At 71.5% G+C, this 19,886-nt stretch carries 15 protein-coding genes; 9 read left to right on the top strand and 6 right to left on the bottom strand.

Going from position 1 to position 19,886, the window contains the following annotated elements; translation table 11 throughout:
• Positions 1-35: 35 nt before the first annotated feature.
• Together lipA and ACGFIS_RS08670 are read left to right on the top strand one after the other, a co-directional pair.
• On the top strand, positions 36-965 hold the full coding sequence (gene lipA / locus ACGFIS_RS08665) for a lipoyl synthase (protein WP_392902477.1): 930 nt from the start codon (positions 36-38) through the stop codon (positions 963-965).
• A 36-nt stretch (positions 966-1,001) separates the two neighbouring features.
• Positions 1,002-1,697 (top strand): DUF4191 domain-containing protein, encoded by a 696-nt coding sequence (locus ACGFIS_RS08670; RefSeq protein ID WP_392970047.1) that lies wholly within the window; start codon positions 1,002-1,004, stop codon positions 1,695-1,697.
• 38 nt (positions 1,698-1,735) lie between these two features.
• Here the strand turns inward: ACGFIS_RS08670 and ACGFIS_RS08675 are convergent, their stop codons facing one another.
• Entirely contained in the window at positions 1,736-2,218 is a 483-nt protein-coding gene (locus ACGFIS_RS08675) for an RDD family protein (protein WP_392902473.1), read from the bottom strand.
• Positions 2,219-2,369: 151 nt separating this feature from the next.
• On the opposite strand from ACGFIS_RS08675, the gene glnA reads away from it, so the two are divergent.
• Complete coding sequence (glnA, locus tag ACGFIS_RS08680; RefSeq protein WP_392902471.1) at positions 2,370-3,794, top strand: type I glutamate--ammonia ligase; 1,425 nt, start codon at positions 2,370-2,372, stop codon at positions 3,792-3,794.
• Positions 3,795-3,915: 121 nt separating this feature from the next.
• Positions 3,916-5,052: a Fic family protein gene (locus ACGFIS_RS08685; RefSeq protein WP_392902469.1), complete on the top strand. Its 1,137-nt coding sequence runs from the start codon at positions 3,916-3,918 to the stop codon at positions 5,050-5,052.
• Between the two features lie 55 nt (positions 5,053-5,107).
• Here the strand turns inward: ACGFIS_RS08685 and ACGFIS_RS08690 are convergent, their stop codons facing one another.
• Together ACGFIS_RS08690 and ACGFIS_RS08695 are read right to left on the bottom strand one after the other, a co-directional pair.
• Positions 5,108-6,118, bottom strand: coding sequence for a hypothetical protein (locus ACGFIS_RS08690; RefSeq protein ID WP_392902467.1), 1,011 nt, complete (start codon positions 6,116-6,118; stop codon positions 5,108-5,110).
• Positions 6,115-6,699, bottom strand: coding sequence for a PadR family transcriptional regulator (locus ACGFIS_RS08695; RefSeq protein WP_392902465.1), 585 nt, complete (start codon positions 6,697-6,699; stop codon positions 6,115-6,117). The genes ACGFIS_RS08690 and ACGFIS_RS08695 overlap by 4 nt, the downstream gene beginning before the upstream one ends.
• A gap of 100 nt (positions 6,700-6,799) precedes the next feature.
• Between ACGFIS_RS08695 and ACGFIS_RS08700 the strand changes: the two genes are divergently transcribed.
• A complete protein-coding gene (locus ACGFIS_RS08700) occupies positions 6,800-8,938 on the top strand; it encodes a DEAD/DEAH box helicase (protein WP_392902463.1) in 2,139 nt (712 codons plus the stop codon).
• 67 nt (positions 8,939-9,005) lie between these two features.
• Positions 9,006-9,422, top strand: a complete 417-nt coding sequence (locus tag ACGFIS_RS08705; RefSeq protein ID WP_392902461.1) for an OsmC family protein — start codon at positions 9,006-9,008, stop codon at positions 9,420-9,422.
• Here ACGFIS_RS08705 and ACGFIS_RS08710 read toward each other — a convergent pair.
• Entirely contained in the window at positions 9,419-10,990 is a 1,572-nt protein-coding gene (locus ACGFIS_RS08710) for an alpha/beta hydrolase (RefSeq protein WP_392902459.1), read from the bottom strand. The two genes, ACGFIS_RS08705 and ACGFIS_RS08710, sit on opposite strands and share 4 nt — an antisense overlap.
• A gap of 234 nt (positions 10,991-11,224) precedes the next feature.
• Here ACGFIS_RS08710 and ACGFIS_RS08715 point away from each other — a divergent pair, with 234 nt between their 5' ends.
• Positions 11,225-12,136 (top strand): phosphatase PAP2 family protein, encoded by a 912-nt coding sequence (locus ACGFIS_RS08715; RefSeq protein ID WP_392902457.1) that lies wholly within the window; start codon positions 11,225-11,227, stop codon positions 12,134-12,136.
• Between the two features lie 34 nt (positions 12,137-12,170).
• Here the strand turns inward: ACGFIS_RS08715 and ACGFIS_RS08720 are convergent, their stop codons facing one another.
• Together ACGFIS_RS08720 and ACGFIS_RS08725 are read right to left on the bottom strand one after the other, a co-directional pair.
• The gene (locus tag ACGFIS_RS08720) at positions 12,171-15,242 is read right to left on the bottom strand and encodes a bifunctional [glutamine synthetase] adenylyltransferase/[glutamine synthetase]-adenylyl-L-tyrosine phosphorylase (RefSeq protein ID WP_392970050.1); all 3,072 of its coding nucleotides are present in this window, start codon (positions 15,240-15,242) and stop codon (positions 12,171-12,173) included.
• A 76-nt stretch (positions 15,243-15,318) separates the two neighbouring features.
• Complete coding sequence (locus tag ACGFIS_RS08725; protein ID WP_392902453.1) at positions 15,319-16,680, bottom strand: glutamine synthetase family protein; 1,362 nt, start codon at positions 16,678-16,680, stop codon at positions 15,319-15,321.
• Between the two features lie 322 nt (positions 16,681-17,002).
• Between ACGFIS_RS08725 and ACGFIS_RS08730 the strand changes: the two genes are divergently transcribed.
• Complete coding sequence (locus ACGFIS_RS08730; protein WP_392970053.1) at positions 17,003-18,016, top strand: terpene synthase family protein; 1,014 nt, start codon at positions 17,003-17,005, stop codon at positions 18,014-18,016.
• Between the two features lie 79 nt (positions 18,017-18,095).
• Positions 18,096-19,877, top strand: coding sequence for an NAD+ synthase (locus ACGFIS_RS08735; RefSeq protein ID WP_392970056.1), 1,782 nt, complete (start codon positions 18,096-18,098; stop codon positions 19,875-19,877).
• Positions 19,878-19,886: the final 9 nt, after the last annotated feature.

Below are 19,886 nucleotides of genomic sequence, written 5' to 3' on the forward strand. Positions count from 1 at the left end.
GCCGCCACCGTAGATCGCGACGTACGCTGGGTCCCGTGACGACGGTGACACCTGACGGACGCAAACTCCTGCGCATCGAGGCACGCAACAGCGAGACCCCGATCGAGCGCAAGCCCGAATGGATCAAGACCCGGCTGAAGATGGGCCCGCAGTACCGCGAGCTCAGCGGCCTGGTGAAGTCCGAGGGCCTGCACACCGTGTGCCAGGAGGCAGGCTGCCCCAACATCTACGAATGCTGGGAGGACCGGGAGGCCACGTTCCTGATCGGCGGCGACCAGTGCACCCGGCGCTGCGACTTCTGCCAGATCGACACCGGGAAGCCCTCCGCGCTCGACCGGGACGAGCCGCGCCGCGTCGCCGAGTCCGTGGCCACGATGGGCCTGAAGTACGCCACCGTCACCGGCGTCGCCCGCGACGACCTCGAGGACGGCGGCGCCTGGCTGTACGCCGAGACCGTCCGGCAGATCCACGCGGCGATCCCCGGCTGCGGCGTCGAACTGCTGATCCCCGACTTCAACGCCGTCCCCGAGCAGCTCGCCGAGGTCTTCTCGTCCCGCCCGGAGGTCCTGGCGCACAACGTGGAGACCGTCCCGCGGATCTTCAAGCGGATCCGGCCCGGGTTCCGCTACGACCGTTCCCTCGACGTCCTCTCGATGGCGCGGGAGGACGGCCTGGTCACCAAGTCCAACCTGATCCTCGGCATGGGCGAGACCCGCGAGGAGGTCTCGCAGGCCCTGCGCGACCTGCACGCCGCCGGCTGCGAACTGATCACGATCACCCAGTATCTGCGGCCGAGCGCCCGCCACCACCCGGTGGAGCGGTGGGTGAAGCCGGAGGAGTTCGTCGAGCTGTCGGCCGAGGCCGAGGAGATCGGCTTCGCGGGCGTCATGTCGGGGCCGCTGGTCCGTTCCAGCTACCGCGCCGGCCGTCTGTACAAGCAGGCGATCGAGGCGCGGGAGGGCTGAACGCGCGAACGTCGCGACACGACTATCCTTGGGCACATGTCGAAGAAGCCCACGGACGGGGCGCAGGAGCGTCCGGGCCGCCTCAAGCAGATCCGCATGGTCGCCCAGGTGCTCCGCCAGGCCGACCCGAAGGCCCTGCCGATCGTGTTCGCCTCGGTGATCGGCGCGCTGGTCGTCGTCATCCTCATCGGGTGGATCGTCGGCCAGCTGTGGTTCTTCATCCCGATGGGCGTCATGGCCGCCCTGGCCGTCGGCATGATCGTGTTCGGTCAGCTCGCGCAGCGCGCCCAGTACAAGGTGATCGCCGGGCAGCCGGGCGCCGCCGCCGCGATCCTGAAGAACATGCGCGGCAACTGGACGGTCACCGAGGCGGTCGCCGGCAACCGCAACCTCGACATGGTGCACCGCGCGGTCGGCCGTCCCGGGGTGGTGCTGGTGTCGGAGGGGGCCCGCAACCGCGTCGGGCCGCTGCTCGGCGCAGAGAAGAGGCGCCTGTCCCGCGCCGCCCAGCAGGTGCCGATCTACGACGTGCAGGTCGGGGACGACGAGGGCCAGATCCCGGTGGACAAGCTGCAGCGCCATCTGATGAAGCTGCCCCGCAACCTGAACAAGGGGCAGGTGAGCGAGCTGAACGACCGGCTCCAGGCACTCCCCCGGTCGATGCAGATGCCGAAGGGCCCGATTCCCAAGGGCGCGAAGATGCCCAAGGGCCCCAAGCCCAAGATGCGATGAGAAAGCGCCCCGGCCGGGGCGCTTTCCTCGTTCACGGCTCAGATGTTGACGACGACCGTGTTGCTCGCTCGGTCGTGCAGGCCCCGGTAGTCCCGGTCCCAGATCAGCGCGGGAACGACCAGCACCAGTAGCAGCGTCCTGGCCAGTGCCCAGCCGAGCCCGACGGGTCGTCCGTCCAGGCGGGCGACGTGGATGCCGCACAGCCGCTTGCCGATCGTCGTGCCGAGCAGCGCCGTCAGCAGCCACACCTGGATCCCGAAGATGACCAGAGTCCACATGCTGCGCTGCGACGGGTCCCACCCGAACGAACGCGCCAGCAGGCTCGCCACCAGCATCGACAGCCCCCAGTCGACGAACAGCGCGACGAGCCTCCGGCCGTAGGACGCGACGGCGCCGCTGCCCTTCTCCGGAAGGCCGAGCCTCGCACCGGGCTCACCGAGATCGGCGCCGGCCGAACGCGCCCCGCTCAGCCACGTCTGCGTCCACCGCGGCCCGCCGGCCTTCGCCTTGCCACTGCTCATGCCCTCTAAGCTATCCCGTCCCCTCGCGGGTCCGGACCCGGCTCCCGGAGCCACGGCGTGACGCGTAACACAGCGGAAACATATGAGACACGGCCGGGAAACGGCGCCGCCGTAGCCTGCCGGAAGCCAAGTAGCGCCCCAAGGAGGCTGGATGTTCAGCAGCGCCGAAGAGGTCCTGAGCTACATCAGGAACGAAGGTGTGCGATTCGTCGACTGCCGGTTCGTGGACCTGCCGGGCAAGATGCAGCACTTCACGTTCCCCGTCGAGAGCTTCGGCGAGAGCGTCTTCACCGAGGGGCTGATGTTCGACGGCTCGTCGGTCCGCGGTTTCCAGGAGATCCACGAGTCGGACATGCTCCTGCTCCCGGACCCGTCCACCGCCGTCGTCGACCCGTTCCGCCGGCACAAGACCCTGAACCTGAACTTCTTCGTCCACGACCCGCTGACCGGCGAGCCCTACAGCCGCGACCCGCGCAACGTGGCCAAGAAGGCGCAGGACTACCTGCGCGGCACCGGCATCGCCGACACGTGCTACTTCGGCCCCGAGGCCGAGTTCTACATCTTCGACGACGTCCGGTTCGAGACGAAGCAGAACGCCGGCTACTACTACCTCGACTCGGTCGAGGGCGCCTGGAACACCGGCCGCGAGGAGCCCGGCGGCAACCTCGGCGCCAAGCCCCCCTACAAGGGCGGCTACTTCCCCGTCCCGCCGATGGACCACTACACCGACCTGCGCTCGGAGATGGTCGCGCAGCTCCTCGACGTCGGCATCCATGTCGAGATGCAGCACCACGAGGTCGGCACCGCCGGCCAGGCCGAGATCGACTTCCGCTTCGACACCCTGCTGAAGACGGCCGACCAGCTGCTCCTCTACAAGTACATCGTCAAGAACGTCGCGCGCGACGCCGGCAAGACCGTCACCTTCATGCCGAAGCCGATCTTCGGCGACAACGGCTCGGGCATGCACTGCCACCAGTCCCTCTGGAAGGACGGCTCACCGCTGTTCTACGACGAGGTCGGCTACGCGGGCCTGTCCGACAACGCCCGCTACTACATCGGCGGCCTGCTCAAGCACGCCCCGTCCCTGCTGGCGTTCACGAACCCGACGGTCAACAGCTACCACCGCCTCGTCCCCGGCTATGAGGCCCCGGTCAACCTGGTCTACTCCCAGCGCAACCGCTCCGCCTGCATCCGCATCCCGATCACCGGCTCGAACCCGAAGGCCAAGCGCGTCGAGTTCCGCGTCCCGGACCCGTCCTGCAACCCCTATCTGGCCTTTTCCGCGATGCTGATGGCCGGCCTGGACGGCATCAAGAACAAGATCGAGCCCCCGGAGCCGGTCGACAAGGACCTCTACGAACTCCCGCCCGAGGAGGCCCGCGCCATCCCGCAGGTCCCCGGCTCGCTGCCGGAGGTCCTCGCGGCCCTGGAGGCCGACCACGACTACCTCCTCGAAGGCGGCGTCTTCACCCCGGACCTCATCGAGACCTGGATCACGATGAAGAACGAGTTCGAGATCGACCCCATCCGCCTCCGCCCCCACCCCCACGAATTCGAGCTCTACTACGACATTTAGGACCGGCGGGCGCGTTGACCCGGCACATCGTCAACGCGCCCACGCCTGGTTCGAGCTTTGTTCCGCGCGAGGCCGCGGTTCCGGGTAGACGCAATGATTAGGTCATACTATCATCGCTGCCATGCTCTTCCCTACCCCGGCGCTCACTCCCGAGGACACGCGGGTACTCGGCGAAGTCGAGCAGATGCGTGAAGCCTTGCGGAACCAGGTGCGCAACGCACCGTTGAAGTGGACGCAGGGATTGCGGAAGTTCCTCACCGCCGACGCCGTCGCGGCCTCCAACTCCATCGAGGGCTTCAAGGTCGCCACGGTCGACGTCGAAGACCTGATGGACGGCGAACGCGATGTCGAGGTCTCCGAGGAGGACCGCGAGGAAACCCTCGCCTACCAGCGGATGATGACCTACATCCAGACCCTCCATGACGTCGAGGACTTTTCTTACGGCAAGAGCTTCCTCAACGCCCTGCACTGGATGCTCCAGGGACACCGGCATACCTCGCGCAAGCCCGCCGGCCAGTGGCGCCGCGGCCCCATCCACGTCACCGACCCCCGAGACGCGAGCATCGCCGCATACACAGGGCCGGACGCGGACCAGGTCCCGGCCCTCATCGAAGAACTGATCGACTGGCTCAACTCCGACAACGGCACCCACCCCCTGATCCGCGCGGCGATGGCCCACCTTCACCTCGTGTCCATCCACCCCTGGGCCGACGGCAACGGCCGGATGTCCCGCTCCCTGCAGACGCTGTTGATCGCCCGGGAAGGCGTCCTCGCCCCGGAGTTCTCCTCCATCGAGGCGTGGCTGGGCCGACCGGGAAACACCTGGGAGTACTACCGGGAACTCGCCGGCCGCGGCGCGCGGTACCTCCCGGACCAGGACGTCTCCAGCTGGATCCGCTTCAACCTCACCGCGTACCACCAGCAGGCCCAGACGGTACGAGGCCGCCTCGACCGAGCCGCCGGGGTCTGGAGAGCACTGGCCGAGTTCGCGGAGGAGACCGGCCGAGATGAACGCACCGTCACGGCCCTGCATGACGTCGCCATGACGGGACGCGTCCGCCGACTCCGCTACGAGCGCGCAGAAGGTCTCAGCCTCCAGCAAGCCCAGCGCGACCTCCGCGACCTCGTCACCGCCGAGATCCTGACCCCCGTCGGCCGCACCCGGGCCCGCTACTACACCGCAGGCCCCCGTTTCCCGGAAGAAGCACTGGACGTGGCGAACACGCCCATGACCCTCACCGCGCCCTACGCGGCCTGACGGCCGGCAGGCGCATGAGCGACGTGGCCGCGCCGGTGCACTTGGCTCGGTGCGGTCAGTGGCTTCCGGTGGTGTGCGGCCGGACACCGCTGCGGACGAGATCGCGGTAGAGGGTGTAGGCGGGCTTGGGGCGGTAGGTGTCGGTGACGACCCCCAGTGTTCCGGTGGGCTGGGTCGAGCCGCTGTCGGCGTCCCGGAGGCTGAACAATTCGTACTGGGTGATGTTCAGGGGTTCGCGGAGGGCGAGGATCGTATTGATCATGCTGGACAGGGAGTCGCACTGCGCCTGCTCGGTGCGCGGCTCCCCGCTCGGGGTGCCGTTCTCCGCGATGTGGATCGGGGTGCCGGCCGGGATGCGGGCACGGGGTAGCGAGTGCTCTCGCAGGTGGTGCAGGGCGTGGACGGTGAGGGACGCGGCATCTCCCGGTGTACCGCGCGGGGCGGCGGGTGAGAAGGCGTCCGGGTACAGGCCCAGGCCGACGTAGTCGACGTGGTCGGCGAAATCCTGCTGCGGCACGGCGGACAGGTACCGCCAGAACTCGTCGTCGCCGCCCAGCCATTCCGGTGGTTCGGCGACGGAGAAACCGACCCGCACGTCGCTGAGGCCGCGTCGGTCCAGCGCGGCGCGTGCGTGCGGGATGCCGAGGGTCAGGGCTTCGAGGACTCCCGGGGCGCTTCCGTCGATGAGCGGGATGGGGAAGTTGGGTTCGAGCGTCACCTGCAGGTACCGCGCCAGGTGGCCGTAGCGGCCGATGACGGTGTCGAGGAAGGCCAGCCATCCGGGAAGGTCGGCGACCTGGGGGATGTAGCTCACCACGAGGTCCAGTTCACGGCCCGCCTGGACGTACCACTCGTCGGGCATCGTGAGGCGGGCGAGTTCGTCGTCCGCTCCGAGTGAGGTGACGACGTCCGGTGGTGTCGCGTCGCCGAAGAAGTGCACGTACTCGCGGACGACGAAGGCGTTGCCGCCGGCGAGGTCGTCCACGAGGTCACCGATCGCGGCGGGGTCGGGCGGGTGCGAGCAGACGGTGGCCGCCCGGCCGCCCGGGTAGATGCCGAACTTCACGGTCCGGCCCTCCTTTCGTCGGGCCGGACGTCCGGCCAGTCGATGTCGTGTGAGCGGATCCGCGACGCCAGACTCCTGATCCAGGTGGTCTCGGCGGTCACGATGGTGCGCCAGTAGGCGGCTTCGAGCATGTGCGCTTCGGCCACGCCGTCGGGGCGCTCCGTTCGCCGCAGGGTGGCCAGTTCCTCGTCGAGGCGGTCGGCGCGGGCGTCCAGGATGGACGCCGCATGATCGGCCGGGAGGGCACCGGCGTAGGCGACGGCCATGACGAAGTCCACGGAGGCGACCTGGCCCTCGCGCAGGCCCGCCTCGACCTTCCGCCGGAAATCGGCCATGCCCGCTTCGGTCGGCTCATACGCCGTGCGCGGCGGGCGGTTGCCGACCCGTTCGGGCCGGCGGGAGGCGACCAGGCCCGACGTCTCCATCGCCTTCAGCAGCGAGGTGACCGTGCTGCGTGTGACCGGCAGATGGCCGTATCGCTCGCGCAGGCGCGAGGTGAGTTCGTAGGCATGCGACGGCTGCTCGACCAGAAGCCCGAGCAGCGGCAGCACCAGGCTGTTCCGTGACGCGTCCAAGGGCACCCATGGATGATATAGACGTATACGTCTAATGACAAATCCGGAAGCGGCCCTGTATCGGGGTCCTGGCATGATGTGCGGGGCGATGTGGCTGAGGAGCGGGATGGCGTACGACCCGAAGGACGTCCTGCGGGATGGCAACTCCCTGCTGGGCGCCGCGCGTGTTCTGCTGGCCGATCATGACCAGGCTCTCGGAGAGGTGCAGCGGGCGCTGGCGCCGTTGCGGGCGGAGGCGGCGCGGGAGAAGCTCGCGTCGATCCCGGTGGAGCGGCTGAAGGACGTCACCGGCGGGCGGCTGCGTGTCGGCGCGCTGGAGAAGGCGGGGTTCACCACCGTCGCGGACGTCCTGGAGACGACCCGGTACCGGCTGCAGCTCGTGCCGGGAATCGGGCCGCAGACGGCGGCGCAGGTGCATGCGGCGGCGGGCAGCCTGGCGGAGGCGGCGGAACGGTCGGCCGGGATACGGGTCGACCTGGAGCGGCGGGACGGCGTGACGACGCCGCTTGTCATCGCACTGCACCGGCTGGTGAACGCCGGGCCGGACATTCCGCGCGCCCGCGCCGCGGCGGAGCGGCTGGCGGAGCGGCTCGGCCCCCTGGCACACGATGCGAGGCCGGCGGGGTCGTGGTGGCGGAGGCTGTTCGCCCGGCCGGCCAAGCGGGAGCGTGCGGAGAATGCGCTGAGCGAGCTGGCCCAGGCCGTGGAGGCGGAGGGCTCGCGGGACACCGGCCTGCTGATGTCGCAGGCGTCGGTCGATCTGCTGCGGCCGGCCGTCTCGGCGGACGAGGCGTGGATCGACTTCGAGCTGCGCGCGTCCGACTACCAGACCCTCCTGGCGGAGCTGGCCTCCGTGGAGCCCGGGCGGGAGGCCGCCGAAGGGTTCGTTCCGAGTGATCTGGCCGCCCGGGTCAAAGCGCAGCCGCTCGACGACGCCTGCCGGCGGGTCTCGCTGCGCGGCTACCAGTCGTTCGGGGCGCGGTTCGCGCTCGTCCAGGAACGGGTGATCATCGGCGACGAGATGGGGCTCGGGAAGACGATCCAGGCGATCGCGGCGATCGCCCATCTGCGGGCAGAGGGCGGGACGCACTTCGTGGTGGCGTGCCCGGCGAGCGTCCTGATCAACTGGGTGCGCGAGATCGAGGCGCGCAGCACGATCCCCGCGCATCCGCTGCACGGCCCCGGCCGGGACGAGGCGCTGGCCAAGTTCGTCGCCGACGGCGGCATCGGGGTCACGACCTTCGCCACACTGCCCATGCTGGACGTTCCCCTCGACGTCGACGTGGCGATGTTCGTGGTGGACGAGGCCCACTACGCCAAGAACCACGAGACGCGCCGCGCCAAGACCGTCGCGTCGTGGTGCCGGCGGGTGAACCGGGTGCTGTTCCTCACCGGCACGCCGATGGAGAACCGCGTCGAGGAGTTCCGCAGTCTGGTCGCGCATCTGCGGCCGGAGCTGGCGAAGCAGGTCAGCCCGGGAGAGGCGGTGCTCGGTCCGCAGGCGTTCCGGTCGGCGGTCGCCCCCGTCTACCTGCGCCGCAACCAGGAGGACGTCCTCGTGGAGTTGCCCGAGGTCGTGCACGTGGACGAGCTGGAGGAGTTCAGCGCGGCGGACCAGGCGGCCTACCGGCGGGCGGTGGCGGCCGGCAATTTCATGGCGATGCGCCGCGCCGCGTACGCCGTCCCGAAGAGGTCCGCCAAGCTCGACCGGCTGCTGGAACTGGTCGCGGAGGCCGAGGCGAACGAGCTGAAGGTCGTGGTGTTCTCCTACTTCCGGGACGTGCTGGCCGCCGTCGACGACGCACTCGGCCCGGAGGTGCACGGCCCGATCTCGGGCGACGTGGCACCGGTGAGACGCCAGGAGGTGGTGGACGAGTTCACCGCCGCACCCGGGCACGCCGTCCTGCTGGCCCAGATCCAGGCGGGCGGGGTCGGGCTCAACCTTCAGGCGGCGTCGGTCGTCATCCTGTGCGAGCCGCAGGTGAAGCCGACGATGGAGACCCAGGCGATCGCCCGCGCCCACCGGATGGGCCAGGTGCGCACCGTCCAGGTGCACCGCCTGCTGACGCCCGACAGCGTGGACGAGCGGATGCTGAAGATCCTGTACACCAAGACCAGGCTGTTCGACCAGTACGCGCGGCGCAGCGACCTGGCGGAGCAGACGCCCGACGCGACCGACATCTCCGAGCAGACCCTCGCCCGCCAGATCGTCGCGGAGGAACAAGAGCGCCTGGGCACGTCCTGAGGGCCGGGAAGAGCGCGCCCGGTCGCGCTGTTCACGTGGGCGAGACCGAACGATCAAAGGGGATGCCATGGCCGAGGTCAGGGTGGAGCGCACCGGGGACGGTTTCCAGGCCGTCAACGACCGCGGCGCGAAGGTCGCCATCGGGGATCACGACACCGAGGGGGTCTTCACGCCGGTGGAACTGCTGCTGGCGGCGCTCGGCGGCTGCGAGCTGGTCACCGTGGAGCCGCTGACGGCCAAGCGCGGGCACCGGATGGCGCGGCTCGCCGCGACCGTCCAGGCCGACAAGGTCGCGACGAGCACGCTGGGCACGATCACGGTCACCTACGACGTCGAACTGCCCGAGGGCGACGACAAGGCCGAGGACGTGCTGAAGTCCGTGGCCGCGCGGGTGCACGAGAGGTACTGCACGGTCGGCGCCGCCCTCCGGGAGCCGATGAAGGTGGAGCAGGTCGTGGACGCCGGACCGGGCGGCGACGCCTAGCCGCAGGTCGTGCCCGCGGCCGGCACCTTCCCGAGCAGAAGGTAGGCGTTCACGGTCCTGCGGACACACGGGTCGCCGGTGTCGTAGGCGCCGTGGCCCTCCCCGTCGAGGGTGAGGAGCGTCGCCCGGCCGCCCAGTTCCCTGGTCAGGGCGGGCGCCCACGCGTAGGGGGTGGCCGGGTCGCCGGTGTTGCCGACGACGAGGATGGGCGCGGCGGACGGGGCGGACACCTCGCGTGCCGCGTCGTCGCCCGGCACCGGCCAGCCGGTGCATTGCAGCAGGCCCCACGCCATGGACGTCCCGAAGACCGGTGAGGCGTTGCGGAACGCCGGCAGGAGCCGCCGGACGTCGGACGGGGTGTGCCGGCCGGTGCCGTCCGCGCAGGTGATCGCGGTGTTGGCGGCGGTCAGGTTGGTGTAGGTCCCGTCCTCGTCGCGGCCGTTCTGGACGTCGGCGAGCATGAGCAGCAGCGAGCCGTCGCGGCGCTTGACCGCGTCGACGAGGCCCTGCGCGAGGTACGGCCAGGCGTCGCGGGAGTAGAGCGCCGCGGCCACGCCGGAGGTGCCGAGGCTCTGTGTGAGCCTGCGGCCGCCGGACGTGGGCAGGGGTTTCCGGTCGAGGCCGTCCAGGATGCGCCCGATGGATTTCACGACGGACGGGCCGTCGGCGCCCAGCGGGCAGTGCTTCCTGCCGAGGCGTGCGCAGGCGTCGCCGAAGTCGCGGAGGGCGCGCTGGAACGCGGCGGCCTGCTGGAGGGCGAGGTCCACGCCGCTGATGCGGGTGTCGACGGCGGCGTCGAGGACGGCTCGTCCGACCTTGTCGGGGAACCGGTGCGCGTAGGCGCCGCCAAGCCAGGTGCCGTAGGAGATCCCGAAGTAGTGGAGTCTCCTGTCGCCGAGGGCGACGCGGATCAGTTCCATGTCGCGGGCCGCGTTGAGGGTGCCGACATGGGGCAGGAGTCCGCCGGAGCGGGTCGCGCACCCTTTCACGTAGGCGGCGCGTCCGTCGGCGTACGCCTTCTCCTCGGCGGCCGTGTCGGGGCTGTCGTCCCGGGCGACGATCTCGTCCATGCGCCGGTCGCCGACGCAGGTGACGGGGGTGCTGCGTCCGACTCCGCGGGGGTCGAACGCGACGAGGTCGTAGCGGGTGCCGAGTTCGGCGTACTGGCCCGCGACCTGGGCGAGCGTCTCGACGCCGTCGCCGCCGGGGCCGCCGAAGTTGAACAGCAGCGAGCCGACGCGGTGACCCCGGTCGGTGGCCGGCACCTTGATCAGCGCGATGTCGATCTTCTTGCCGGCGGGGCGGGCGTGGTCGAGGGGCACCTTCAGGGTCGCGCAGCGGAGCCCGGACGGTGGCGTCTCGGCGCCCGGCGGCGGTTCCGGGAGGCCGGTGCAGGGCTTCCAGTCCGGTGGACGGGCGGTCGCGCGCGGCAGGCTCACCGCCGCGGCGGCCGTCGTCGCCTCCGGGCGCCGCACGGACGTTCCGCCGAGGCAGGAGATCAGTCCGGAAACGGCCAGCGCACAGGCGCCGACCAGCACGATGCCAGGTATCGCCCACTGGCGGGTCATTCGTCCCCCGTTCGTTTCGCGGGGGGGCGGTCCGAACCTACCCAGGGCCTCCTATGCTGACTCCTGATCAACTTCAGTGGCTCCACGCGGGGGAGGAGCGGAGGGGGATGCGACCCCGACATCTCTCCCCCGAAAGTCCGGATACCGCATCAGGGTCGTACTACTCAAGTCTGAGATGAAGACCATTCGCCGCGGTGATCACAGTCAGGGGGCCGTGCGGCAAAGATAGGTACCATGGCTCAACCCGCCCCCCCAGCAGCCCGCCGAGGCCAGGCCGCCGAGGCCCGGCAGGGCGAGCAGCGAAAGCCTGCCGCGACGGTGCGGCGCCGGGTGCTCAGAGCACCTCCGGTGTGGCGTGAGCTTCTGCTGGTCGTGCTCTTTTACACCGGGTATACGCTCACGCGCATCGTCCTGGTTCAAGACGGCACGGGGCCGGCGTTCGCGCACGCCGACCAGATCCTGAGCGTAGAGCGCGCCCTCGGGCTGGACATCGAGCTTTACCTCAACGAGACGCTGCTGGCGGTCCCCTGGCTGGCGCGCACCGCCAACGTCTTCTACGCCACGGCCCACTTCATCGTGACTCTCGCCGTGGTCATCTGGCTGTACCGCTACCGGCCGCAGCACTACCGGTGGCTCCGCACGTCGATCATGGTGGCCACCGGGGTCGCGCTGATCGGATTCTGGCTGTACCCGCTGGCGCCGCCGAGGTTCCTGCACAGCGAGGGCTTCGTCGACCCGGTGACGGCGCTGCACTCACTCGGCCTGTACGCCAGTGACGCCTCGGGAAGCCTCACCAACCAGTACGCGGCGATGCCGTCGATGCACGCCGGATGGTCGCTCTGGTGCGGGGCCATCCTGGTCAAGCTGGCGACGCAGACGTGGGCCAAGGCGCTCGGAGCCCTTTATCCCGCGACGACCGTCGTGGTGATCCTGTCCACCGCCAACCACTACGTCCTGGACGCCGTGGCCGGGATCGCGCTGGTCAGCGGCGCACTGTGGGTGTCGTGGATGCTCTACACGCGGTGCCCCCAACCGCTCCTCATCGCGCGGGCCCGCGCGTCCCACAGCCTCGCCCAGCGCACCCGCCGCGGCCCGAGCGGGTCGGCGGCCGGCTCCGCCGCCACCCGGTGCGCCGGACGCACCTGACCCCCGCGTACTCCCCCGGGAGTACGGCGGCCGGTCACTCCGCGCCGTAGAACACACGGTCGACGACCGCGCGGGCGCGGCGGGTGTGGCGGCGGTGATCCTCCAGGAGGTCCCCCGTCCCCGGGTAGCCGAGGACGCGGGTCACGGCGCTGCGCTCCCGGTGGTGGTCGGTGGGCAGCAGGTCGGACGCACGGCCCCGCACCAGCATGATCGAGCCGCGGATGCGGGTCGCCAGGCACCACGCGTCTTCGAGGACGGCGGCGTCCTCGGCGTCCAGGAGGCGGGCCTCGACCGCCGCGTCCAGCGCGTCCAGGGTGCGGGTGGTGCGCAGGCCGGGGATCTCGTGCGCGTGCCGGAGCTGGAGGAGCTGAGCGACCCACTCGACGTCGGCGAGGCCGCCGGGGCCGAGTTTGGTGTGCAGCCGCCGCTCGACGCCGCGCGGGAGCCGCTCGGACTCCATCCGGGCCTTCAGCCGCCGGATCTGCCGGACGGCGGCGTCGTCGATGCCGTCCTCCGGCCAGCGGACCGGGTCGATCAGGGCGCGGAACCGGTCGCGCAGCCCCGCGTCGCCGATCAGCGGGTCGGCGCGCAGCAGCGCCTGCGCCTCCCAGGGCTCCGACCAGCGCGCATAGTAGGCGGCATAGGACGCCAGCGTGCGGACCAGCGGGCCCTGCCGGCCCTCCGGCCGCAGGTTCGGGTCGATCTCCAGCGGCGGGTCGGGGGCGGGCAGCGCGAGGAGGCGGCGCAGTTCCTCGGCGACGGCGTGGGCGGCGCGCCCCGCGGCCCGCTCGTCCGCGCCGGGCAGCGGGTCGTGGACGAACATCACGTCGGCGTCGCTGCCGTAGCCGAGTTCGTGGCCGCCGAACCGGCCCATCGCGACGACGGCCATCCGGGTCGGCAGCGGCTCACCCGCCGCCGTCTCGATCTTGTTGACGGCGGCGCTGAGCGCGGCCTCGACGGTGACGGTGGCGATGCCGGTGAGGGCCTCCCCGACCGTCCGGACGTCCGCCATCCCCAGCAGGTCGGCGACCGCGACGCGGAACAGTTCCCGGCGGCGCAGCGCCCGCACGATCCCGACCGCGTCCTCCGCCGATGCCGTGGCGAGCGCTCCGTCCTGGGAGGACGCGTCGCCGGGCCCCCCGGAAACGCCCCAGTGCCGGCGGACGGCGGCCAGCGCCTCCGAGCGGAGGGCTTCGAAGGGACGCGGCGCCAGGTCGGCGTCGCTGCCGAGGATCGCGACCGCCTCGGGGGCGCGCAGCAGCAGGTCGGTGGCGTAGCGGCTGGACCCGAGCACCCAGGCCATCCGCTCGGCGACGGTCACCTCGTCGCGCAGCAGCCGCAGATACCAGGGGGTGGTACCGAGCGCGTCGCTGACCTGCCGGAAGCCGAGCAGGCCCGCGTCCGGGTCGGGCGCGTCGGCGAACCAGCCGAGCATGACCGGCAGCAGCGTCCGCTGGATCGCGGCGCGCCGCGACACCCCGGAGGTCAGCGCCTCGATGTGCCGGAGCGCGCCCGCCGGGTCGGCGTAGCCGAGGGCCTCCAGCCGGGTGCGGGCCGCCTCCGGGGTGAGCCGGGACTCCTCCCCCGGCAGCCGCGCCACGGCCCGCAGCAGCGGCCGGTAGAACAGCTTCTCGTGGATGCGGCGGACCTCGCGGGCGTGCCGCCGCCACAGCGCGGTGAACTCCCCGACCGGGTCGGTGCGCAGGCCGAGGGCCCGGCCGAGGCGGCGCAGGCCGTCCTCGTCGCCGGGGACGAGGTGGGTGCGGCGCAGCCGGTGCAGCTGGACGAGGTGTTCCACGCGCCGTAGGAACCGGTACGCGGAGGCCAGCGCCGCCGCGTCGTCGCGTCCGACGTACCCGCCCTGCGACAGGTCGGCGAGGGCGTCCAGCGTGGTCGGGCTCCGCAGCGTCTCGTCGGCGCGGCCGTGGACGAGCTGGAGCAGCTGCACCGGGAACTCGACGTCCCGCAGGCCGCCGGGGCCGAGCTTGAGCTGGCGTTCGGAGTCGGCGGTGCGCTGGTTCAGGTCGGCCTCGACGCGGCGCCGCATGGCCTGGACGTCCTCGACGAAGCTCTCCCCTTCGGCGGCCTTCCACACGATCGGGGTGACGGTGTCCAGGTAGCGGGCGCCGAGGCCCGCGTCACCGGCGACGGGACGGGCCTTCAGCAGGGCCTGGAACTCCCACGTCTTGGCCCAGCGCTCGTAGTAGGCGCGGTGGCTGGCGAGGGTCCGCACGAGCGGCCCGGCCCTGCCCTCGGGACGCAGCGCCGCGTCCACCTCCCACAGCGAGCCCTCCTCGGTGCTGGCCGAGCACGCCCGCATCATCGCCGACGCCAGCCGCGTCGCGGTGCGCAGCGCGGCGTCCTCGGGCTCGCCCTCGCGCGCTTCGGCCACGAAGATCACGTCGACGTCGCTGACGTAGTTCAGCTCGCGTCCCCCGCACTTGCCCATCCCGATGACGGCGAGCCGGCACGTCCCGTGCCCGGGGACCTCGGCGCGGCCGACCGCGAGGCCCGCCTCCAGCGCCGCGGCGGCGAGGTCGGCCAGCTCGGCGGCGACGTCGGCGACGTCGGCGACGCCGATCAGGTCGCGTCCCGCCAGGGCGAGGAGCCGCCTGCGGTACGCGACCCGCAGCGCGACGAGGGCTTCGGGGCCGGATCCGGACGCGACGGGCTCGTCGGCGGCCGGGTCCGCGCCGACGGCGGCCAGCAGATCGTCGCGGGGACTCCCGGCGGGTCTCCCCTGGCCGTCGCGCAGCATCACCCAGTGGTCCGGGTGCCGGGCCAGGTGATCGCCGAGCGCGGCGCTCACCCCGAGGACGGTGGTGAGCCGCTCCCGCGTGCCGGGCTCCGCGGCGAGGGCGTTCCGCAACTCGCCGCCGGCACCGTGCTCGGACGCGGCGGCGAGGATGCGGAGCAGCCCGTCCAGGGCCAGGTCGGGGTCGGCGGTGCCGCCGAGGGCGTCGAGCAGGTCGTCGCCGGGGCCGGCGACGGTGTCCCGCCCGGCCTCCAGGAGGAGGCGTTCGGCGCGGGCGGCGTCGGTGAAGCCGAGCCTCGCCAGGCGGCCGGCTAAGGAGGGACGGCGGTCGGGAGTCCAGGACTCGGTCACAGGGTCCACCGTATTCCCGCAGGGCATGGAACGGAGCCCGTCCGTTGAATGGCGGCGGGTGGGGGCTGGAGGACGGTCAGAGGACCGCCAGCAGCCGCTTGCGCTCGAACTCGGTCACCTGGCGCCGGTAGTCCTCCCATTCCTGACGCTTGTTGCGCAGGAAGAAGTCGAACACGTGCTCGCCGAGCACGTCGGCCATCAGCTCGCTGCGCTCCATCGCGTGGATGGCGTCGTCCAGGTCCTGCGGGAGCGGCTCGATGCCGAGGGCGCGCCGCTCGGCCACGGTGAGCGCCCACACGTCGTCCTCCGCGCCCTGCGGCAGCTCGTAGCCCTCCTCGATGCCCTTCAGCCCGGCGCCGAGGATCGCCGCGAACGCCAGGTACGGGTTCGCGGCCGTGTCCAGCGACCGGAACTCGATGCGGGTCGAGTGGCCCTTGTGCGGCTTGTACATCGGGACGCGGACGAGCGCGGACCGGTTGTTGTGGCCCCAGCAGATGTAGGACGGGGCCTCTCCCCCCGCGCCGGCGGCGGAGCCGACGTTGCCCCACAGCCGCTTGTAGGAGTTGACCCACTGGTTGCACACCGCGGTGATCTCCGCGGAGTGGCGCAGCAGCCCGGCGATGAACGCCCGCCCGACCTTGGACAGCTTGAACTCCGCGCCCGGCTCGTAGAAGGCGTTGCGGTCGCCTTCGAACAGCGACATGTGCGTGTGCATGCCCGAGCCGGGATGCTCGGTGAACGGCTTCGGCATGAAGGACGCGTTGACGCCCTGCTCCAGGGCGACCTCCTTCATCACCAGCCGGAACGTCATGATGTTGTCGGCGGTGGTGAGCGCGTCGGCGTACCGGAGGTCGATCTCCTGCTGGCCTGGGGCGCCCTCGTGGTGGCTGTACTCCACCGAGATGCCCATCGCCTCCAGCATCATGATCGCGTTGCGGCGGAAGTCGTGCGCGGCGCTGTGCGGGGTGTGGTCGAAGTAGCCGCCGGAGTCGGCGGGCTCGGGCTCGCGGCCGTCCTCCGGCTTGTCGTTGAGGAGGAAGAACTCGATCTCGGGGTGGGTGTAGAAGGTGAACCCGAGGTCGGCGGCCCGCGACAGCGCCCGCTTGAGGACGTAGCGGGGGTCGGCGAAGCTCGGCGTCCCGTCCGGCATGAGGATGTCGCAGAACATCCGGCCCACGCCGGGCGACTCCGACCGCCACGGCAGTACCTGGAACGTGGACGGGTCCGGCTTGGCGATCATGTCGGCCTCGTAGACCCGCGCGAAGCCCTCGATCGCCGACCCGTCGAACCCGATGCCCTCGCCGAATGCGCCCTCGAGTTCGGCCGGGGCGACGGCCACGGACTTCAGGAACCCGAGCACGTCGGTGAACCACAGCCGGATGAAGCGGATGTCGCGCTCCTCCAGCGTGCGGAGCACGAACTCCTGCTGACGGTCCAAAGCCTTCTCCCTCGGTACTGCCCTGCCGATGACCTTGCCGTTGACCTTGCCATTGACGGGGCCGGGCGACGCACGCCGGCCGCGATCGCCGGTCCGGCCACGTTGCAGTATGCCCGGCCGCTGTTACCGCGACGTTACGCGTCGGGCACCGCTGAACGGAACATATCCGACTCCCCGGTCTTCTCGGTCCCGGAGGGCGGGCGCGGCACGCCCATGACGGTCCCGCTTACCGGTTTCCCGAAAATTGACGTGGCGATCATGCTCGCCGTACGCAGTGATCATTAGCGTGGACGGGGTCGTGGACATCTCTCTTCTTCTCTCGATGACCGACCGGGTGCCCGCGCTGGCCGCCCCGTCGGCCATGCATCCGGAGTCGTGGCAGCTGTGCGCGCAGGTGGAGACCTGGGCACGCGGCCGGGGCCTGGTGCTCGGAGATCCGGACACCTCGCCGCTCGGCCGCGCCCGCTGCGAGCGCCTCGCGGCGCGGGTCTTCCCCGCCGCCGACCTGGCCGCCGTGGACCTGTTCGCCCGCTGGCTGACATGGTCTCTCGCCCTGGACGACGCGATGGACCATCCGCCGCTCGCCGACAGCGGCAGCGCCGTCCACGGGCTGTACGACGACCTGCTGCGCGCGATGCGGCGCGGGCACGCCCGGCCGGGGGCGCGGCCGCTGGAGTCGGCGCTGGTGGAGTTGTGGCACGCCACGTCCACGGGCATGAGCCGCGACTGGCGCCGCCGGTTCATGCTGCAGCTGGAGGCGCACCGGGACGGCTGCGCCGAGGAGTCGGTCAACCGCCGCATCCGGCACGTCCCGACGGAGGCGGAGTTCGCGCCGCTGCGCCGCCGGGCGTGCGGGCCGTTCCTGTACGACCTGATCGAGCCCGTCCTCGGCATCGAGCTGCCCGCCCGGCTGCTGCGCACGCCGCGGTGGAAGACGCTCGCCCACAGCGTCGCCGACGTGGTGGCCTGGTCCAACGACCTCGCCTCCCACGATCTGGAGTCGGCCCGCGGCGACGTCCACGACCTGCCCGCCGTCCTCACCAGGGCGCACGGGCTGGACCCGGCGCAGGCCGCGGCGGCGGTCGCCGACCGGATCGCGGACCGGATCGAGGACGCCTGGACGGCGGCGCGCCGGCTCCCGGAGATGCTCGACCGGCTGGAGCTCACCGTCGCCCAGCGCTCCGCCGCCGCCCAGGTCGTCAAGGTGCTGCTGGACACGCCGCGCGCCCATGTGGACTGGCTGGCCGAGTCGGGCCGCTATGAGGCCGCCACGGGCGGCACGGGCGGCACGGGCGGCTCGCCGCTGCGCCTGGACGCCCTCGCCTCACTCCGGTGATCATCAACCGTCGGAACACGCCCCGTGCGTACTTTTCGTCATAGTGACGAAACTGGGGCCGGACACCTATCCTTGGACCGTGGCACAGCTCAGGATCGCACTCGCACAGGTGAACTCGACCGTCGGCGACCTCGACGGCAACGCCGACAAGATCGTCGACTGGGTCCGGCGCGCCGCCGGCGCGAACGCGCACCTGGTCGCCTTCCCCGAGATGATGCTGACCGGCTACCCGGTGGAGGACCTCGCGCTGCGCGCGTCCTTCGTCGAGGCGTCCCAGCGGGCCCTCGACCGCCTCGCCCGCAGGCTCGCCGACGAGGGTCTCGGCGACGTGGCCGTCGTCACCGGCTACCTCGACCGCCGTCCGGTCGGGCTCGTCCGGTCCGGGCAGCCCGCCGGGGCGCCGCAGAACGCCGCCGCGTGGCTGCACGGCGGGAAGGTCGTGGTGCGCTCGGCCAAGCACCACCTGCCCAACTACGGCGTGTTCGACGAGTACCGGATCTTCGTGCGCGGCGACCGGCTGCCCGTCGTCCGCGTCCACGGCGTCGACGTCGCCACCGCCGTCTGCGAGGACCTCTGGCAGGACGGCGGCCCCGTCAGCGTCACCACCGCCTCGGGCGCCGGGCTGCTGCTCGCGATCAACGCCTCGCCGTACGAGCGCGACAAGGACGACGTCCGCCTCGACCTGTGCGCCCGGCGCGCCCGCGAGGCCGGCTGCGCCCTCGCCTACGTCAACATGGTCGGCGGCCAGGACGAGCTGGTCTTCGACGGCGACTCCGTCATCGTCGGCGCCGGCGGGTCGCTCCTCGCCCGCGCCCCCCGCTTCGTCGAGCACCTCCTCATCGCCGACCTCGCGCTCCCCGCCGCCACCTCCGCGGGCCCGGACCGCACCCCGGTGGACGCCCTGGACGGCACCACGATCACCATCGACCGGCACGTCCTGTCCAGCGCTCCCCTGCCGGCCTATCCGGTCGAGCCGCAGACCATCGCCGAGCCGCTGGACGACCTCGCCGAGGTGTACGCGGCGCTCGTCCTCGGCACCCGCGACTACGTCCGCAAGAACGGGTTCCGCTCCGTCGTCCTCGGCCTGTCCGGCGGCATCGACTCCGCCCTCGTCGCCACCATCGCCGCCGACGCCATCGGCCCGGAGAACGTCCACGCCATCCTGCTGCCGAGCCGCCACTCCTCCGAGGGCTCGGTCGTCGACGCCGAGGACCTCGTCAAACGGCAGGGCGTCAACTCCCGCATCGTCCCCATCGCCGGAATGGTCGAGGCGTTCGAGGAGCAGCTCGATCTGCACGGCCTCGCCGCCGAGAACCTCCAGGCCCGCATCCGCGCGAACGTCTGGATGGGCCTGTCGAACGAGCACGGCCACCTCGTCCTCACCGGCGGCAACAAGAGCGAGCTCGCCACCGGCTACTCCACCCTCTACGGCGACTCCGCGGGCGGCTTCGCCCCCATCAAGGACGTCTTCAAACTCACCGTGTGGGACCTCGCCCGCTGGCGCAACGCGCAGGCCGGCGTCGACCTGCCGTTCCTGCATCCCTTCGCCGACGAGCCCATCCCCGAGGCGATCATCGAGAAGGAACCGTCCGCCGAGCTGCGCCCCGGCCAGCGCGACGTCGACAGCCTGCCGCCGTACACCGACCTCGACCCGGTGCTGACCGACTACGTCGAACGCGACATGGGCCGCGACGCCCTGGTCTCCGCAGGCCACGACCCCGCCCTCGTCGACCGCGTCATCCGCATGGTCGACATCGCGGAGTACAAGCGCCGCCAGTACCCGCCCGGCCCCAAGATCACCCCGAAGAACTTCGGCCGGGACCGCCGCCTCCCCATCACCAGCCGCTGGCGGGAGAGGTAGCCGCCCGGC

Source organism: Spirillospora sp. NPDC048824, from assembly GCF_043198455.1.
Classification (GTDB): domain Bacteria; phylum Actinomycetota; class Actinomycetes; order Streptosporangiales; family Streptosporangiaceae; genus Spirillospora.